The sequence below is a fragment of the Desulfovibrio piger genome, assembly GCF_951793255.1.
Lineage (GTDB): Bacteria > Desulfobacterota > Desulfovibrionia > Desulfovibrionales > Desulfovibrionaceae > Desulfovibrio.
The window spans coordinates 2,631,218-2,649,317 of sequence record NZ_OX636706.1 but is presented as its reverse complement, the minus strand read 5'-3'; the positions used below and the strand labels follow the sequence as shown (position 1 = coordinate 2,649,317).

13 protein-coding genes and 3 tRNA genes are annotated in these 18,100 nt (G+C 63.0%); 4 read left to right on the top strand and 12 right to left on the bottom strand.

Annotated elements, in window-relative coordinates; translation table 11 throughout:
- The first annotated feature begins 2 nt into the window (after positions 1 to 2).
- Entirely contained in the window at positions 3 to 1,922 is a 1,920-nt protein-coding gene (locus tag Q4I12_RS11820) for a 4Fe-4S dicluster domain-containing protein (RefSeq protein ID WP_302261658.1), read from the top strand.
- 277 nt (positions 1,923 to 2,199) lie between these two features.
- Here the strand turns inward: Q4I12_RS11820 and Q4I12_RS11815 are convergent, their stop codons facing one another.
- The 4 genes from Q4I12_RS11815 to Q4I12_RS11800 all read right to left on the bottom strand — a co-directional run bounded on the left by Q4I12_RS11815 (position 2,200) and on the right by Q4I12_RS11800 (position 5,108).
- On the bottom strand, positions 2,200 to 3,054 hold the full coding sequence (locus Q4I12_RS11815; RefSeq protein WP_297137118.1) for an EamA family transporter: 855 nt from the start codon (positions 3,052 to 3,054) through the stop codon (positions 2,200 to 2,202).
- A 113-nt stretch (positions 3,055 to 3,167) separates the two neighbouring features.
- A complete protein-coding gene (locus Q4I12_RS11810) occupies positions 3,168 to 3,407 on the bottom strand; it encodes a hypothetical protein (protein WP_006005256.1) in 240 nt (79 codons plus the stop codon).
- An 82-nt stretch (positions 3,408 to 3,489) separates the two neighbouring features.
- Positions 3,490 to 3,654 (bottom strand): hypothetical protein, encoded by a 165-nt coding sequence (locus Q4I12_RS11805; protein WP_006005257.1) that lies wholly within the window; start codon positions 3,652 to 3,654, stop codon positions 3,490 to 3,492.
- 14 nt (positions 3,655 to 3,668) lie between these two features.
- Positions 3,669 to 5,108, bottom strand: a complete 1,440-nt coding sequence (locus Q4I12_RS11800; RefSeq protein ID WP_168935947.1) for a putative sulfate exporter family transporter — start codon at positions 5,106 to 5,108, stop codon at positions 3,669 to 3,671.
- 446 nt (positions 5,109 to 5,554) lie between these two features.
- Here Q4I12_RS11800 and Q4I12_RS11795 point away from each other — a divergent pair.
- From Q4I12_RS11795 to Q4I12_RS11785, 3 genes are all read left to right on the top strand, one after another.
- Positions 5,555 to 5,631, top strand: a tRNA-Pro gene (locus Q4I12_RS11795).
- A 466-nt stretch (positions 5,632 to 6,097) separates the two neighbouring features.
- Positions 6,098 to 6,174 (top strand) — tRNA-Pro (locus tag Q4I12_RS11790).
- Positions 6,175 to 6,366: 192 nt separating this feature from the next.
- On the top strand, positions 6,367 to 7,101 hold the full coding sequence (locus Q4I12_RS11785) for a DUF4851 domain-containing protein (RefSeq protein ID WP_302261657.1): 735 nt from the start codon (positions 6,367 to 6,369) through the stop codon (positions 7,099 to 7,101).
- Positions 7,102 to 7,435: 334 nt separating this feature from the next.
- On the opposite strand, the gene Q4I12_RS11780 is transcribed toward Q4I12_RS11785, so the two are convergent.
- From Q4I12_RS11780 to Q4I12_RS11745, 8 genes are all read right to left on the bottom strand, one after another.
- Positions 7,436 to 7,512 (bottom strand) — tRNA-Pro (locus Q4I12_RS11780).
- Positions 7,513 to 7,742: 230 nt separating this feature from the next.
- Positions 7,743 to 8,645: an NAD(P)-dependent oxidoreductase gene (locus Q4I12_RS11775; RefSeq protein WP_302261655.1), complete on the bottom strand. Its 903-nt coding sequence runs from the start codon at positions 8,643 to 8,645 to the stop codon at positions 7,743 to 7,745.
- A gap of 65 nt (positions 8,646 to 8,710) precedes the next feature.
- On the bottom strand, positions 8,711 to 10,381 hold the full coding sequence (locus Q4I12_RS11770; RefSeq protein ID WP_302261654.1) for a formylglycine-generating enzyme family protein: 1,671 nt from the start codon (positions 10,379 to 10,381) through the stop codon (positions 8,711 to 8,713).
- Complete coding sequence (locus tag Q4I12_RS11765) at positions 10,371 to 11,648, bottom strand: ABC transporter permease (protein ID WP_302261653.1); 1,278 nt, start codon at positions 11,646 to 11,648, stop codon at positions 10,371 to 10,373. The genes Q4I12_RS11770 and Q4I12_RS11765 overlap by 11 nt, the downstream gene beginning before the upstream one ends.
- A gap of 4 nt (positions 11,649 to 11,652) precedes the next feature.
- A complete protein-coding gene (locus tag Q4I12_RS11760; protein ID WP_302261652.1) occupies positions 11,653 to 12,390 on the bottom strand; it encodes an ABC transporter ATP-binding protein in 738 nt (245 codons plus the stop codon).
- Between the two features lie 12 nt (positions 12,391 to 12,402).
- Entirely contained in the window at positions 12,403 to 14,334 is a 1,932-nt protein-coding gene (locus Q4I12_RS11755; protein ID WP_302261651.1) for a vWA domain-containing protein, read from the bottom strand.
- Between the two features lie 10 nt (positions 14,335 to 14,344).
- Complete coding sequence (locus tag Q4I12_RS11750) at positions 14,345 to 15,448, bottom strand: SEL1-like repeat protein (protein WP_302261649.1); 1,104 nt, start codon at positions 15,446 to 15,448, stop codon at positions 14,345 to 14,347.
- Between the two features lie 2 nt (positions 15,449 to 15,450).
- Positions 15,451 to 18,084, bottom strand: coding sequence for a virulence factor SrfC family protein (locus Q4I12_RS11745; RefSeq protein WP_302261648.1), 2,634 nt, complete (start codon positions 18,082 to 18,084; stop codon positions 15,451 to 15,453).
- Positions 18,085 to 18,100 lie beyond the last annotated feature (16 nt).

The window sequence follows — 18,100 nt, the reverse complement described above, 5'->3', positions numbered from 1 at the left end:
CCATGTCCGCATACTATACCATGAATCCGGCGGACCTGCCCGCCCTGCTGACCGCCTGGCAGTCAGGCTCCCGTGTGCTGTGCCCCTGCAAGGAACAGGACGGGACCACGCGCCTGGAGAGCTTTGTTCCGGAAAAGGGCCTGTGCCTCGACTATACCAACCTTGCCATGCCGCCGGTGGACGTCCTGAACGGCTATCAGGATGTGCTGTTCCGCTGGGAAGGCAACGAACGTACGTATGTGGCCGAGCCCGGTGCGGAAGCCATGGCCCCGACGGTCATCTTCGGCATGCGCCCCTGTGATGTGTCCGCTCTGGAATATCTGGATGATTTCTACCTGGGCGAATACCGGGACATCAATTATTCCATGCGGCGCGAGGCCGTCACCATCGTGGGCATGAACTGCCGTACGCCCGGAAAAAGCTGCTTTTGCGCGGCCACGGGCACAGGCCCCTTTGCCCGCAGTGGCTTTGACCTGATGCTGACGCTGGACGGCGATCTGTGCTGGGTGGAATGCGCCACGGACAAGGGCGAGAGCCTTGTGGGGCAGGCCATGGTCTTTTTCCGTCCCGTGACCGAAGCCGCTCTGCGTGCCCGGCTGGGCGAGCTGGAAAAGGATTGCCGGGACTCTTTCCAGAAGCTGCCCGACCTTTCCCAGATCCGTACGGCCCTGCTGCAGGGCTTCGACCATCCGGTGTGGGAAGAGATCACGCCCACCTGCATCCGCTGCACGGGCTGCACGGCCGTTTGCCCGACCTGCACCTGTTTCCAGTTCAACGAGGAACGTCTGGATGCCCAGTCCGGCCGCCGCGTCCGCGTCAAGGACTCCTGCCAGACCGCTGGCTTTACGCGTAATGCCGGCTGGCACAATCCGCGCAGCAAGGCTGCCGCCGTGCGCCACCGCATCATGGACAAACTGGTCTACATCCAGGACCGCTTCGGCAAGAAAGGCTGCGTGGGCTGCGGGCGCTGCATCGACGTCTGCCCCGCAGGCATCGACATCCGCAAGATAGCCGATACCGTGGTGAAGGACTGCCCGCCCGAGGGGCAGCGCAAGCCCATGCCGGTCTCCATCCCGGAGCGGGCGTCCACCCGCATCGACCCCCAGCTGTTCACGCCCTATCCCGCGCGCATCGTGGCCATCCATGACGAGACCCCGGACATCCGTCGCTATGTGGTCCGCTACATGGATGAACGCCTTGCCGAGACCTTCCGCCTGACGGGCCAGTTCTTCATGGTCACGGTCTTCGGCGTGGGGGAAGTGGCCCTGTCCATCCCCTTCGGCGATCAGCACGACGGCCAGTTCGAGTTCTGCGTCAAGAAAGTGGGCAAGGTGACGTCGGCCCTGGCCAAGCTTGGCGTAGGGGATGTCATCGGCCTGCGCGGACCTTACGGCAAGGGCTTCCCCTACCGTTCCTTCGCCGGTCGGGACGTGCTGGTGGTGGGGTCCGGCGTGGGCCTTGCCCCTGTGCGGACCATCATCGTGCGCCTGCTCCAGGAGCGGGAACGCTACGGCCGCATCGCCATCATCGCCAGCGCCACGCGCTATGAGGGCCTGGTCTACAAGCAGGATCTGAAGGACTGGAGCAAGATCCCCGGTGTGACCGTGCAGTATGCCCTGGCCAAGCCGACGGATGCCGTTCAGGCCCATGTGGGCTATATCAACGACCTGCTGCCGGAACTGGATTTCGACTGGGCCAATGCCCGGGCCATCCTGTGTGCCTCGCCGCGCCGCATCAAGCTGGTGGCCCGCGACCTGCTGGGCCTCGGCATGAACGGCAAGGACATCTTCACCTCGCTGGAGACCCACATGCGCTGCGGTGTGGGCAAGTGTGGCCACTGCAAGGTGGGTGCGCACTATATGTGTCTGGACGGGCCGGTGTTCACCTATGAGGAAATGCTGCAGTTGCCGGAAGAGTTCTAGGATCTGCCAATACGTATGAAAAGGGCGGGGACGTGATGTCCCCGCTTTTTTTGTGGGCGTTAGCCTGCTGGTACGCAGATGTTCCCCCCGTTATGCCGGGGCCTGATCGGAGAGCCGGTAGAGGAAGAAAGCAGTGCCCGGACGCCCGTAGAGAGGGCACGCCCGGGAAAAGACGAGGCCTTATGAGCCATCAGGTGAGGAAGGGATGCCGGTGCGGGAAGTACGTCGTTCCTGTCGATGGCCGAAAAGGCTGCTTCCCCGTATGGGCGGCGTTGCGTTATTGCTTTTTGATGGTCAGCGTGGAGCCGATGGACGCACTGATGATGGCCGAGAGGGCTGCCCACTGGGCAAGGCTCAGCTGTTCGCCCAGAAAGAGGAATCCGGAAAGGGCTGCAAGCGCAGGCTCCAGGCTCATGAGGATGCTGAACGTGCGCGAAGGCAGGTTTTTCAGTGCGATGATCTCGACACCGTAGGGCAGGGCAGAGGAAAAAATACCCAGGATCAGGGCCAGGGGCAGGATCTCGGGCCTGAACAGATCCATGCCGGAGGAGGCCAGGCCTACAGGGAAAATGGCGCAGCTGCCCACGAGCATGGCCAGGGCCACGCAGGACTTGTCCAGACTGCTGCCTGCCTTTTTGCCGAAGATGATGTAGAGCGCCCAGCAGACGCCGGAACAGAGGGCAAGCACAGCGCCCAGCGGATCGATGCTGTCCGCGCTCTGGCGCAGGGGCAGCAGGATGGCGAGGCCGGCTGCGGCCAGGATGACCCAGATGAAGTCCACCAGGCGGCGGGAAGAGAGCATGGCTACCGTCAGGGGGCCGGTGAATTCCAGACCGACGGCGACCCCCAGCGGGATACGGCTCAGGGCTTCGTAAAAGCAGAGGTTCATGCTTGCCGTGGCCAGTCCGAAAACGGCGATGACCTTCCAGGCACTGCGGGGGATGGCTTTTTTCCAGGGGCGCATCACCACAAGCAGGATGGCGGAGGCCACCAGCAGGCGCAAGGCTGTGGTGCCGGCCGGGCCCACCAGGGGAAAGATGGTTTTGGCAAGCGAGGCGCTGGCCTGGATGGAAGACATGGAGACCAGCAGGAGCAGGACAGAAACGAGAGGTGACGTGGCTGAGATGTTCATGAAAGCTGTCCGGCCGCCCTGTGGCAGGTGAGGGGAAAGGGATGAGGAGCGCATCCCACCGCAAGGGGAGTCTCTGTCAGTCCTCCCCTTGCAGGCGTCAGCTCCGTGCGGTGCTAGCTTTGCTGTCCCTTGTCAGCATCGGGAAGCAGGGCAGCTTCCCACATTTCCTGATAATACATGCAGGTACCGGGATTCCAGGCCGTAGCCGTGGCATGGTCGTAGCTTTCCGTAATGGGCCAGTCGGTATGGGGACGCAGGGCTTCCTCAAAGGAAGAGGCTTCCACGATGCCGTCATACTCCAGGTTCAGGGTATAGTTGGGGCCCTTAAGGTAACGCAGATGATAACGCGGCATGATACTTGTCCTTTGTACGCAAGAGCCGGGAAGGGCGCAGGCCCTTCCCGGCATCCTTATTACGTGTTTAGCAGCCCGAGGTCTAGTGGGTGGTCATCACGAACTTGCTGATGAGGAACAGCACCACCAGCAGACCCACGCCCAGGCCCCAGCTCCAGTGGATGAGCTTCATTTCAGTCTCATCCAGGGGCTCGTATTCCATCTTCTGGACTTCTTCGTGGAATTTGACTTCTTTGTCTTCCATCATTGTTCTCCTTTAAACTAGGCGCCAACCACCGGCGGGGTCATGCCATGGAAGAAGGCGTAGGAAATGAACAGACCGACCCAGATGATGAAGCCGAACAGGCAGACGATGTACACGATGGCCAGGCGGCCGATGCCTTCTTCCATCAGCTTGCGGAAGTTGGAAACCATACCGATGCTGAAGAAGGTCATCAGGAAGAAGATGACGCGGAAGCCGTTCATGGCGCCGGACATGGCCTTGCCGACCTTGTGCAGTTCAGGCGTGCTCAGGCAGACGATGAGCAGGACCAGGAAGGTACCCAGGTAACCCAGCACGAAGCGGGGGAAGCGGTCCATGACGTCGCCCCAGGTCATGGTGCGGTCGCCACGGGTCTTGTCGAACTTGGCCGTCCAGATGTAGGCCAGGACCAGAGCCCAGATACCGATGAACATGTCGATGAAGATCTTGACGGTGGTGGTCACCATCACGATCCAGCCGGGTTCCCATTCAGTGCCCAGACCGGCCATCTTGGCCAGGATCAGGGATTCGGTGATGGCACCGGAAGCGATAGCGCCACCGTCGGACTTCACGGCCAGGCCCATCCAGCCGCCGGCCACCATGGGCTCGGTGTACAGGAAGGTCTGAGCGATGAAGGGCAGGATCAGCATTTCAATGCAGGTGAACACAACGACCAGGGAAGAAACCATGATCGGGACCACCGGCCGGGCGCGGATGGCGCCACCAGTGGCGATAGCGGCGGACACACCGCAGATGGAGATACCGGAAGCCAGAGGAGCGGCCCATTCCTTGTTGAACTTGAAGTACTTACGGGCAACGTAGTAAACCACGGCCCAGTACAGCAGGTAAGCTTCAACAATGGCGCACAGGCCTCGGAAGATGATGTGGCCAGCAAAACCGGCGGCATCAGCGGCCTTCACACCCAGTTCGGCACCCAGAACCACGATGGCGATCTTAACGAACAGCTCGGGGCGGCAGGCATCGCGCAGAGAGTCAGCAACGCTGGGGGCAAAGTTACTGATCAGGATGCCCATGACCAGAGCGGCGATCAGGCCGGCTTCGGTGCTCAGGCCCAGAGCCCACGGAATACCCTGCTTAGCCAGCTGAGTGGGGTTAGCAGCGATGTAGGCGTTGGCGCCGGCGGTGTAGCAGGCGATGGCGATGAAGAAGATCACGGTGAAGGAGCCCACGAAGCGGCCCACGTTGCCCTTCATCAGTTTGACGCCGATAGCCAGCAGACCGGTCACAAACACATAGGTAGCCAGCAGGGACTGCCAGCCGGCCATCATGCCCTTGGTAGCGGGCTTCCAGGCATCGACGGGGCTATCGACCCACATGCCGATTTTTACCACCCAGCCAAGGAGATCCAGTCCAGCGAACTTGCCAAGGCCCAAGATGAAGATAATGCAGCCAAGCAGCAGGGCTACTTTGTCTTCATTAAAGGCCGATTTGGTTGTCATATCCAACCTCCTGATTACAGGTTTCTCAACCTGGTGAAAAAATCCCTTCCGTGTGACATACTATGAAATAATATGTCACACAAGTAGGGGAAACCGGAAAATCCAGCCGGCATCCTGACCCCCCAGGCTGCGCGGCCATCTGTCTTCTACACAGGAAATTTTTTTTGTCAATGCAGGTGAATGCTTGGTTTTTATGAAAAATATTCTGGCAAAAGAAGAAAAAAACAAGCTCCGTGGAGTTCCATCAGGCAAAAATACATTTGAAAGTTAATGGAAATCAATAAGTTGGCAATGTGTCCGGATGTTCGTAAGGGCTGAGAAATGCTTCACAATGTAACGAAAACGGCAGAAATTGCCCTAAAATTTCACAAAAGCAAAAAATTTTTTTCTCAAAAGAATTTTATGTTGACAAAGAGGCTGGTCGAGCGTACTTCTTTTTCTCGCGTCGGGATGTAGCGCAGTCTGGGAGCGCACTTGAATGGGGTTCAAGGGGTCGAAGGTTCAAATCCTTTCATCCCGACCAGAAAGCAGAAACCCCAAGGGATCTACGGAAACGTAGGTCCCTTTTCTGTTTTTGGGCGCCTGAGGATTCGGTCCTGTTTTCGCCCTGAGGGCAGGCAGGTGGGAAAAGCCTGTCCTGGAGGATACGGCAGGGCATATGAGCTTCGCCTTGCACTCCGGGCCATTTCTTCCGGAAGTGGCGTGCGGCTGTGCCTTTCTTTATCGCTTGTGCGACATGAGGGATGCGGACAGCAGGCTGCCGCAGGGAGATGCGGCACGCTGCATGCGGACCTCTATCATATGAAGAGGCGCGATCAGCTCCTGCCGGCAAGGTCAGTACGGGGCGTGCCCCTGCAGGGTGGAGGAATGGAGACCTCCGGTCGACAGCCTTGCCATTTTTTGCACAGAAGGGCGGAGATAGCTATTTTGAAAAAATGTGATGTTTTTATTGACAAGCCTGCTGTCTTCGTCTATCTACATCTTCGCGTCGGGATGTAGCGCAGTCTGGGAGCGCACTTGAATGGGGTTCAAGGGGTCGAAGGTTCAAATCCTTTCATCCCGACCAGAAAGCAGAAACCCCAAGGGATCTACGGAAACGTAGGTCCCTTTTCTGTTTTCAGGGGGTAAGATCTGCTGTTGCAGGCTCTCTGCCCGGATCCGAACCTCTGCGCGACAGGGCTTTTGCTCCGTCATGGATGCGGTTAACATGCTTGCGGCGGACGTATGGCTCCGGTCTGCCAAGCGCTCTGGAGGAACCATGAAAATCCTGCTGATAGTTGTTGCCATCATTGCTGTGGCTGTTTTTGTTTTCTTTATGGGGGGACAACCTCCTTTGCGGGGAGCGGGCCAGCTGGCCGCGTCAGACCAGACGGTCATCGTTTCCCGTGCCCGTCCCCCGCTGACCTTTGCTCCTGCTGCGGACATGCGGCTGCAAGGTCTGGGGAACCGGACCTTGCGTCCCAAAACGCGGCATTCGGTGGATGGGGATGCCCGTATCTGGTTCGCTGTCTACGGTAACGGTACCGGCACTCTGGTGACGGCCGTGGCGGACACGGAAGGGACCTGGGAGTGGGAGGCCGCGCATCATCCGGCGTTCCCGGCCATCCGGGCGCAGCAGTATGCCTATAAGGGAGAGACCCTTTACGAAAGCCTTATGCAGCTGGACGGCGACAGCGATCCGTTTTGTACGGATCATGCCGCCTGTCTTGCGTACAGGGCAAAGCTGCTGCTGAACTTCCGCAAGACCCAGGTCATCATGGAATATCATGAACCTGTCCCGGAAGCCCAGGTAAGGGACATCGCCTTTGACGGTGCCGCCCTCAATGCCTTTCAGCAGCGGGCCCGCAAGGCCTGCGAGATCCTGATGACGGACAAGGCCTGGCTGGAGGCCAACATCAAGGGATTCAAAAAGCTGGATGGAGCCGAAGACCGCTATTCCCGCACGCGCCTTTCCCGCTGGGTAGGCGAAGTGGAACGCGAGGGTCGTCCCTAGAAGTTTTTGTTCCTGTAGACAGAGGGGACAGCGGAGTTGCCGAAAGCATGGCGGCTGTTTGCCGGTCCCGGATGTTTTGCACATACGAAAAACGCCACGGAGGATACCTTCGTGGCGTTTTTGTTTGTGGACGATGGATTTGTCTGCTGTCTGCCAGGTCGGTCAGGGCCGATGCCATTCCCATGATTTGGGGAACGGCGAGGAAAGTTTGTCCCGTATGGTCCGGCTTCGCGGAATGACTGGCAAGCCGGAATACCGGAAAGAGGGAAAGGGCAGATCCCAAAAACAGAAAAGGGATCCACGTTTCCGTAGATCCCTTGGGGTTTCTGCTTTCTGGTCGGGATGAAAGGATTTGAACCTTCGACCCCTTGAACCCCATTCAAGTGCGCTCCCAGACTGCGCTACATCCCGACACAAGAAAAGTCTTCTACGCGCCTTCCCTGATGATGTCAACAAAAAACATCAGCTGCCCCCCAAAAAATATGCCGGAGCTCCCGAATCTGCTTTGTCGGCAGCAGGACGATCAGGCCGGGCTCGTTCCTCCTTCCTAAAACTGCGCATGTCCGCTGTTTCAGGGAAGTCATGGGGAAAAGCGGAAACAGGGGAAGGCAGGCCTTCCCCCGCGTATCCTCTGCAATCGTCTAGGCGTGGGCCCGCCACTGTTTGCCGGAGAGCTCGGCAAGCACCTGCAGCAGGACCTGCGTCCCGTCCTTGCCGTGGCCCTTGGCCTGGGCCATGCGGTAGATCTGTTCGGACAGCGCAAGGCCGGGCAGTACCAGGCCCATGCGCTTGCATTCTTCCAGGCAGAACCCCAGATCTTTGACGAAATGGTCCACGAAGAAACCGGGTGCGTAGTCACATCCCAGCAGACGGCGGCCCAGGGTCCCCATGGCCACACTGCCCGCACCGCCGGGAACCACCAGCTCCAGCCACTGCTTCACGTCCAGACCGGCTTCCTGCGCAAAGAGCATGGATTCGCAAACACTGAACATGACCCCGGCGATGGCTACCTGATTGGCCAGCTTGGCCTTTTGACCGCTGCCGGAATCACCGCAGTGCAGGATGGTCTTGCCCATGACTTCGAAGCAGGGACGCACGCGCTCGAAGGCTTCCTTGTCGCCGCCCACAAAGATGGACAGGCGTGCTTCACGCGCACCGATGTCACCGCCCGTGACAGGCGCATCCAGACTGATGCAGCCCTTGGCGGCAGCGGCTTCGGCGATGCGCCGGGCCAGTTCGGGGCTGGAGGTGGTCATATCGCAGAGGATGCCGCCTTCGGCCAGGCCGGACAGCGCGCCCTGCTCGCCCAGCATCACTTCTTCCACGTCACGCGGATAGCCCACGATGGAGAAGACGACATCGGAGTTCCGGGCCACTTCCTGGGGCGTGTCGGCCCAGCGGGCACCGCAGGCCAGCAGCCCTTCAGCGCGGGCTTTGGTGCGGTTGTAAACAGTCAGCGGATAGCCGGAAGCCAGCAGATGCCCGGCCATGGCGTGACCCATGACACCGGTGCCGATCCAGCCGAGGCGCAATTTGTCGTTCATTGGCTCATCTCCTCTGTTGCTTGCCGCGATGGCGGCGTGAATGTGACCAGGCACAGTGCCTGGGCTTATTTGCCGGTGCGTGCCTGCAGAATCTCCTGCAGCATGGCTTTGTCTGCGGGGAGCCTGCCCGCCCGTGCACTCTGGACATGACGGCGCAGCAGTTCTGCATTGCGGCGCATGTTCTCGTTGAACAGGTCTTCCCCCGCGTAATCCTTGAGCAGGCTAGCAAGCGCCCGCTCGAAATCGTTCTTGTCCAGGCGGGCGGCCTCTTCCACACGGGTCCGGTAGAAGGACAGGGAGCGGTCGATGCCTGTCTGGAACTGCTCCAGCCCCTGTTCGGCCGTTTTCATGATCCGGCGCAGGGCGGCAAGGGTCTCGCCCTTGGCGGTCCGGCTGTCCCGCTTCATGCTGTCGTACTGGCTTTGCAGGGAATTGCGGCGGCTGGCGTAGTTGCGGATGGTCTCCAGCATGTAGACGGCCGTGCGCAGGGTGGACTGCATCTCCAGCTGTTGCTGCTGTTCCTGCAGGATGTTGTTTTCCTTGATGGCCTCGCGCAGGGTCAGCAGGTTTTTGCGGCTGTTGTCGTCAGGTGCGGCGGCAAGGAGCCTGTCCAGCTCTTCCAGGGGATTGCGGCTGGCATCACGGGCCAGGGGATTGCTCTGGCCCGCGGCGTTCCAGGCCTGTTGCAGGGCCGAAGGCCGGTCGCCGCCCGGGGTGTTGATGCCGGAAATGACCGGGCGGAAACCCAGGTCACGGGCGTGTGCGGGGCCATCCGCCAGAAAGAAGGCGCTTTCCTCACGGCGGCCGGGCATGATCTCCGCCTCGCCGGAAAGGAAGGAGCCGCCCTTGCGGACAAAACCGCCGGCGGAGCCGTGCAGGCGGCCGCCCACGGAAAAGCGGAACATGTCCAGCGCCATTTCGGCCGCATTGCCCGCCGTATCGTACAGGCCCAGCGGGTTGGCTTTGCGCGAGCCGATACGGGCACAGTCTTCGGCGATACGGGCCGCGCCTTCGGGACGGTAGACCGCATAATCGGCCAGAGGAGCGCCCGCAGGCAGGGCAAAGAAATCCTTTTCCCTCAGTTGCTCGGGCCCGGCCGTCTGGCCGCCGCGGGCCGCGTATTCCCATTCGGTCTCGGTGGGCAGGCGCACAAAGCCCACGTTACGGCTGTCCCCGGCGTAATGGGGCAGGGCATCGGCGGCATTCTGCAGCAGCCACTCCGTGTAGCGGCGGGTGAACTCCACGGCCTCATACCAGCTGATGTCCGTCACAGGCCGGGCCGCATCCGTCACAGGCTCTCCCGTACCGTTGCCCATGATGCTCTGCCATTGCAGGCGGCTCACTTCATATTTGGCCACCAGATAGAAAAAGTAGTCGCCTGCCGGGGCCTGGGCACGCCACTGGGCGGGCAGGTCGGCCCGGGAGAAGGGCGCGGAGAGGAAGGCCCGGTAGCGGCGGTCGTAAAAGGCACGGTCGCTGTTGGCGGCATCATCGCGGCCGGGCCGGGCGGACATGTCCCAGAGCAGGCCTTTGCTGGGAACGGCCACCAGGCGGAAGGCCATGCTCAGCCCGCCGGGCATGGGCAGGACGATATCGTCCTTGTCCGGGTGCGGGTTGCAGGCATCGGCCGTGGAGACCTCACCGCCCCGTTTGGCCAGGGCTGCGTCGGCGGACGCTGCCGGCAGGGCCGCCAGCAGCAGGAGGAAGAGGAGCGAAGAGAGCAGCCTAGATCTCACGGATGACCTCCGAAGGTTCGGTACGCGCACCGCGCAGGGACGGCAGCAGGGCTGCCAGCAGGGAGAGCAGGCAGACCAGTACCAGGGTCACGACGGCATGTTCCGGCAACAGGCGGCAGACATGCTCCATATCGTCGAGACCGGCAGCAAAGATGCGGTTGACCACGCCCTGGGCAGCCGCGTAGAGCCCCAGCGCCAGTCCCGTGCCCAGCACGGCCGTGAGCAGGGCCTGCAACAGGGGGAACAGCAAAAGCTCCAGCGTGGAAAAACCTCCCAGACGGAGCAGGCCGAGGAGCCGCTGCTTGCGCCGGACGGCGGCCAGGGTGCTGCTGGTCGTGGAGGCCGTGAAGCCCGCGGCAGCGGCGCCGCCGATGAGCAGGAAAATGATGTCCAGGGACGTGGAAAGGCGCCTGACCTGATCGATGGCCTCGGCCTCGGTATGGACGGTGATGCCCTGCTGCTGGAAAAAGTCCCGCAGGGGCGCCACGTCATCCAGATTGCGGGCGTACAGGCGGAAGCCCGCATACAGGCGTTCGGCAGGCGGCTGGTCGCCGTCCGCGGCATGTTCCGGGCCAAACAGGGGCACGGCGCGCCCGTCGCGGTAATCTTCCGCCGCTTCCAGGAAGGGCAGGGGCACATAGGCCACATTTTTTTGCTGGGCGGCCAGGGGCAGCACGCCGATGACCTTGAGCGGCAGGCGCACGGCCTGCACCTTGCCGTTGCGGGTGCGTTCGAGCCTGCCGGTCAGCTGGTCGCCCGCCCGCAGGCCCAGTCGTTCGGCCACGGGCGCGGAAAGCACGACACCGCTGGCAGCGGCCCGCGTACGCAGGCGGCCCGGGTGGTCGGGATCGTCCTCGCTGTCCAGCAGCAGGGCCGGTACCGGCAGGGCATGGCGGGCCAGCAGGGGATCCTCATGGCCGGTGGGCTCCATGGAGACGTGCAGGGGCGTGCCCCGCTCCGGCAACAGCTCCACCGTGGCGGCCAGGGTGCGGGTTCGGGGCATGACGAAGGCCACCCGGCCATCGTCGCGCCACCGGTCCATATCGGCGGTGGAAAAGTGTCCGCTGCCCACGGGGGAGATCTCCAGCGTGGCGGGGTCGCTGCGCAGGCGTTCGGTCAGGGTCTCCACCACGCCGAACTTGACGCCGAAAAGGATCAGCAGCGGCGCCAGGACGGCCGCCAGCCCCAGGACGGCACAGGCGGAGAGCAGACGCTCGTGCAGGTAATCCCGCAGGGAAAGGTGGCAGATCTGTACAAGGGTATGCATGGCGTTACCGTTGGGGATGGTCGATGACGGAAAGGGGGCCCTCCTCCGTAGTGGAGCAGGCCAGGGGCACCAGCGTGAACCCGGCCTCCCGGGCCATCTGCGGATCGTGGGAGACCATGATCACCGTGGTCCCCTGCTGTCGGGCCAGATCGGCAAAGATGCCCAGGACCTTGCGGGACTGGTCCGGATCCAGCGCGGCCGTGGGTTCGTCCGCCAGTACGATGGCGGGCCCGTGGGCCAGGGCGCGGGCGATGGCCACGCGCTGGCGTTCGCCCACGGAAAGGCTGGCGGGCATCTGCAGCAGCAGTCGGTCTATGCCCAGGGCCGTGGCCATGTTCCAGACCGCCTCCAGACGGCGTCCCATGCTCCCCAGACAGCGGCAGGGGAGCAGGATGTTGTCGCGGGCCGAAAGGAAGGGCAGCAGGCCGCCTGTCTGGAGCACATAGCCCAGATGTTTGCCGCGCAGACGGGCCAGGGCATCGAGACGGCCCGCCCGCCACAGGGCCAGCATGTCCGTCTCGCCATCGGCGGTGCGCAGCAGGAAGCGGGAGCCGTCGCCGCTGTCGGGCCGCAGGATGCCGGCCAGCACGTCCAGGGCCGTACTTTTGCCGCAGCCGCTGGGGCCCGTCAGGGCCAGCAGCTGCCCCTGACGCACGTCCAGGCTGCGGACATGCAGGCGGAACGCGCCCGCGCCCGGGCGGACGACATGCAGATCGCGCAGGGAGAAGACCGTATTTTCCATGCTTCCCCCGGCTTACGGCAACATGGACAGCGGCACGCGGTAGACCCAGTCCCCGGCGTTGCTCTGTCCGAAACTTTCCCAGTTTTCCCGGTCGCGGTCGTATTCTTCGTAGCGGGCCAGCCGGGACTTGAGGCGGTTGATGAAGGCCGTCTGCTCGCCGATGCTCATGCGGTACCAGTCTTCCTCACGCAGCAGCATGATGTCGCTCTTGTAGGGCAGGCCGTCCAGGAATTCGGCCAGCACGCCCAGCTCGGCAAGGCTCTTGCCCTGAGTGGGCATGTTGGGATCGCGGGCCATACGGGCCGAGGCGGACAGGATGCCCTGGAAGAAGTCGCGCGAATCGGTCTTCTTGGTCCGTTCGGCGTTGTCGATGATGTTCTTCAGCTGGGTGCTGAGGTCGCTGAGCTGGTTCTTGGTCAGCAGCACGGCCACTTCCACGCTGGGCACCTGACGGCCCTGGGCCAGACGCTTGAGGTCCATGTCCGCGATCCAGGAATCCACTACGGACGGGGCACGGTTCTCGTTCTTGCGGCCCAGATAGTCCAGCTGCATGGCGTAGCCCAGCCGTTCCGCCAGCTGGCGGGCCTGGGCTTCCTCGGTGGCGGGCACGGCCTCGTCCTTGGGACGGGTCATGATCTTGCCGCTGGCCGTGTTCTTGACCATGTCCACCATGGAGGTGGTCAGGATCTTCGTCACGATGCCGAACTGGCGGGCGGCCTCCTTGTGGCTGGAGGCGTTGACGGCCTGATAGTTGGCCTGATCGCCGGAAAGGCGGCTCAGGGCCCGGTAGGCCTGCTCGGCATAGGCGTGGTTTTTGCTGCCGCCGGGCGTCTTGACGTGCATGGTGGTGATCCAGATGCCTTTCTGACGGGCAAGGTCGTTCATCTCCGCAGCGCCGAGACGCTGCGAGGCGTACGGGTCATCGCCGCGCAGGGGTCCGGCATCCGTGACCAGCAGGATCAGGCGGGTGGAATAGGGGCCCCAGTTGAGGGAGTCGATGGCCGTATAGATCCCGGCCAGCGAGTCCTCGTTGAAGTCATGGCTGGAGACGGTCGCCTGTTCCACTTTGGCCAGGCGGCTTTCCAGAGCCTTGCGGTCCTTGGCCGTGGCAAAATCGCTGATGACCTGCGAGGTGTAGCCCAGCTTGGGGGTCTTTTCCGTACTGCTGCGGAAGGCCACCACGGCAAAGCCCACATTGTTGGTCATCTTGTCCTTTTCCAGACGGTCATAGAGCTGGCGGATGATGTCGCGGCTCTGGTCGATATAGGGCTTCATGGAGATGGACGTGTCCATGACCAGGGCGATGCCGGTCTTGGGCGGCCCGGCCACTGCGCCGGACTGGCTGCTGCCGGGATCGATGGAGGCCACCTGCAGCAGGTTCACGCCTTCAAAGGCCCGGTTCATGCCAAGAATGGGCATAAGGTAGAAGCGCTTCTGGGCCACGGCCCCTTTCTGCTCCGCCGGTTCCGAAGCCAGGATGGGCAGGCCGGCCGTATCCTTGCCGCCGGCTGCGGCCGCCACAAGGCTGTCTAGCTGCTTTTCCATGTCGGCAGCTTCGCACAGGCCTTTCAGATCTTTTTCCGTCTTGAAGAAGAGTACGGGATCACGGCCGGTACGCGGGGTGAACAGCAGGGTCAGGGACTGGTTCCAGTCCGTGGCCTGATCCTTTTTCAGCCAGCCCAGCGGCGCGCGGGTATCAAGGCCCACCTGCAGCCAGTCGCCCTGACGGGCGTAGACATAGAGCACGGTAAAGGGCACCAGGGCCTCACGCGCGGCCGGAGCGCCGTCGCGGGCTTCTTTCAGGGGCATGGCGCCGGGGTGGGAGACCACGCGCTGGTACAGGGTCTTCTTGCCTTCCTGCAACAGGGGGGCCGCCTGCAGGGCAGGCACGGCCACCAGCAGGAGCAGCAGGAGCGCAAAAAAGCGGATGCAGGTTCTGGGCATGATCTTCTCCTTATTTCCACTCGCGCAGCAGGAGCGAGGCCTCGGCGTTGCCCTTGGCGGCCTCGCCTTCCACATGACGGCGCAGGGCCGCTAGCGCCTTGTCCGCTTCCGCATAGCCCTTGCTCTTGGCATTGTCATACCAGTGTTTCGCCTGGCTCATGTCCGCGGGGATGCTGCCGCGCGGCAGCTTCGACTGCGGATCATAGAACTGGCCCACCAAAAACATGGCTTCGGCATTGCCTTTCTGGGCAGCGTCTTCCAGCAGCAGGAAGGCCGCGTCGCTCTCATCGTTGCCGGCCTGGGGCGTACGCAGGGGGCGGGCCAGCTCCAGGCTGGTGGCGGGATCAGCCGTGCCGCGCAGATGCTCGCGGGCCTGTTGCAACGGCGCCACCGCGGCAGGAGCCGCCGGAGCTTTCTCCGACCCGGCCGGTGCCGTCTGCTGGGGCGCTGCCGCCTCCTGCCGGGTCGCCGGAGTTTGTGGCGCCATGGGCGGAGGCGGCGGGGGCGTGGCCCGCAGGAAGAACCACCAGACCGCGGCAGCGGCCAGGGCCAGCAGGACGAGGCCCAGGATGATCCAGAGCAGACTGCCGGAGGAGTTTTTTTCTTTCGCCGTCTCCGCGGCGGGCTGATCCATCTCCAGCGGCGCTCCGGCCAGCAGCGGCGAAGGCTCCGCTTCCGGTTCGGGATCGGGGGCCGGTGCTGGTATGGGGGCCGGTTCCGGCTCTGGATCGGGGAGCAGCACGGGCTGCGACGCGGGCGCGGCTGCAGGGGAAGCCGCATGCCCCATGCCGTCCCCGCCCTGCATGCGGGAATAGACGAGATCCTTGATCTGGAGGACGCACTTCTGGTCACCGGCCATGAACAGATAGCGTTCCAGCTTGTCCAGATTGTCCACTACGGCGGCACCTACCTGCAGGCGGAGGCAGCCGCTGTCATCATCATGGGCGTCCACGGGCAGGGAGACGCGGCTTTCCTGCCAGCCGGAAGCGGACAGGTATTTGCCGTCGCCCGAATAGATGGCCACATCGGCCGGGCCCGCACCGGGGGCATCGTACACGCAGATGACGGCCACGCCGGGCGTGCGCGCGGCATCAGGGGCAATGATGGCTTTCATCGTTATCCTTTGAATGCCTGCAGGATGTCGTACAGGCGTTTGTTCTGTTGGGGGTTGCGGATCTGCTGGCCGTCGAAGTCCACGTTGGCGGTGATGCCGTGCATCAGGGCGCGCAGCCAGTCGGTATACCACTGCCGGTCGTAGGGCGCTTCCACTTCACCGATGAGCGGTTCGCCCACGGGATCGCTGACGGCCGGGAAAAGGACCACGGGCTTGTCCCGGAAGATGATGGTGCGTTCCTGCTCGCTGTGATGACGCGGGTCGAAGCCCAGCCAGTCCACGAAGGCGTTGATGGCGTCGGCGGCCAGACTGGCCTGTTTCCAGAGCAGGCGCTCCCGTTCGAGGTTGCTGTAAGCGGAGCAGGCACGCAGATCTTCTTCCATCTGCTGGCGCACCCGGCAGCGCTGGGCCGAGAGCAGCAGCTCGTGGCAGAACTGGTCCAGCTCGCGCGCGGGCATGGCAAAGAAGGTGCGCGTCTCCGCGTCGGCCGCGAACTGGCGGACCTGTTCCACCCAGGCATCGAACACGGCTTCGGCCAGTTCGGCCGCGCTGTCCTTGCCTGTGACGGGTGCTGTGCCGGGCACCTCGGTGGCCACAGGGGCTTCATCACCGAAAAGGTCGTCCAAAATGTCCTGTTGCGAGACGCGCACACCGATGGAGGCAGGCGCGGCCCCGCCGTTTTCCGCTTCAGGCATGGCGGAGGTGACCTGCGCACACAGGGCGTACAGATCGTGATCGCTGACCTGCAGGCGGTGGAGCATCTCGCCAAAAGTCTGGCTTTGGGCCACACGGGCCAGCAAAACGGCCAGATTGCGGGCCAGGGTCTCTTTCTGGCGGCGCAGCTCCTCACGGTCGTCACTCTGGTAGTAGACGCCCAGCGCCGTCAGGACGCGTTCGGCCTGTTCGTCCAGCCCCACACCGATCTGATGCCGCTTGAGCTCGGGATTGCAGAGGGGGCGCAGACGCTGGCGCAGCAGGCTGATGCCGCCGTCATTGAGCGTCATGGCCGCCTGCCAGACGGCTTCGGGGTCGTCCACATGGCGACGCACCAGCGGCGAATCCACAAAAGCCCGGCGCACTTCTTCCACATAGGCGATCTGGTCGGGACGGACACCGCTCTCGTTGCCCTGGGCATCGAAGGTGAAGATGGCCTCGCAACGGAAATTGGGGTTGCGCAGCAGGAAGATGTTGCGGAAGGGATGCGCGCCGTCCCAGTTGGTGGGCCAGTCATGCTGCTTGCCGAAAAAGTCCAGCAGGGAGGACTGCAGGCGCGTGTTCCAGCGCTGTTCCACGGAAGGCGAGCCGGCTTTTTTCTCGAACTCCATGTCCATCTTGGTGAGCACGAAGAACAGGGAAGGGGCCTTGCCGGCACGGTGGGCCGGGTTCTCGCCGTGGGTGGAGCAGATCCAGTCGTATACGGCGCGGGGCAGATCCTGCACCTCCTGGTTGCCGGGGCCGATGCAGAGCAGCATGCTGGTCAGTTCGTGCTCTTCGCAATAGCGCTCGAAAAGATAGGCCACCTTGCCGCGCAGGAAAAGGTTCTGCAGCGCGCCTTCGCGTTCCAGCTCCTTGTCCAGGTCCAGGATCTTGAGGCGGGAGCGATAACCCGGAAAGTCCAGCAGGTCCGTGTAGGAGAAGAAGTCGTCCGGCTGTTCCCGCATGAAGATGGTGATCTCCGCCGTCAGGGCCGTGACCACGGCACGGGGCAGGGCGGCCTTGCGTCCGTCCTTGCCCAGCAGGGTCAGGCGGTCTTCCGCACTGTTGGTCCCCAGCCCGGCCAGCAGGGCCACGTCGATGATGCTGGTCTGTCGCGGCAGCAGGGCCTCCAGCGGGCAGTCGGCCTCGGCCGGGTTGCCCAGGGCCTCCAGAGCCTGGCAAAGCTCGAGGAAGAGCTGCTGGAATTTGGGCTGGTTGTTCCAGATGATGCCGAAAAGTTCCGCCCGATAGCTCAGGGGCAGCAGGGGGGCCAGGCTGACGGCCTGTGCCCAGTAACCCTGTTGCAGCATCTGGACGCGCGGTTTGGAGAGAAAGTTGCGGTTGAGGTATTCGCGCAGGTCTTCCACGTCATCGGCGGTGACGCTGCTGGCGCTGGGCGAAGACTGGCGGGCCGTCTGGGTCAGTCGCTCGAGGGCGGACCGCATGGCGTCGGCATCGGGCATCTGCTTGTGTTCGCAGTCGGCATAATAGGTATTGGCCAGCACGCGGACCACGTCCATCTCGGAGAGCAGGCGCAGCCGGATGGGAAAGTCCGGCGTCAGCCCCTGGGGCGGCGTGGTGGTGAAGCGGGTCACCAGCCCGGTGGATTCCTTGCCGCCTTCGGGATTGATCTCGGTAATGAAATCCGACGTCCGGCCGCAGAAGTCCGCCAGCAGATCGCCGCGGCTGTCGCGGGCCAGAGCCGAGATGAGGTAGGATTTGCCGGACTGGCTGGGGCCGAAGACGCCCACACACATCTTGCGGCGGGCGGCCTGTTCGCACTTGCCGAAAAAGCGGGCGGCCCGGCGCATCTCTTTTTGCAGCGTGGTGCATTCGCTGCCCACGGTCTCGCGATTGTCGGCCAGCCAGGTGGCGGCATGGCGCGACTGTTCCGCCAGACGGGCACAGCGCGCTGCCAGCTGAATGTCTTGTTCCTGCATGATGATGCTCCTGTCT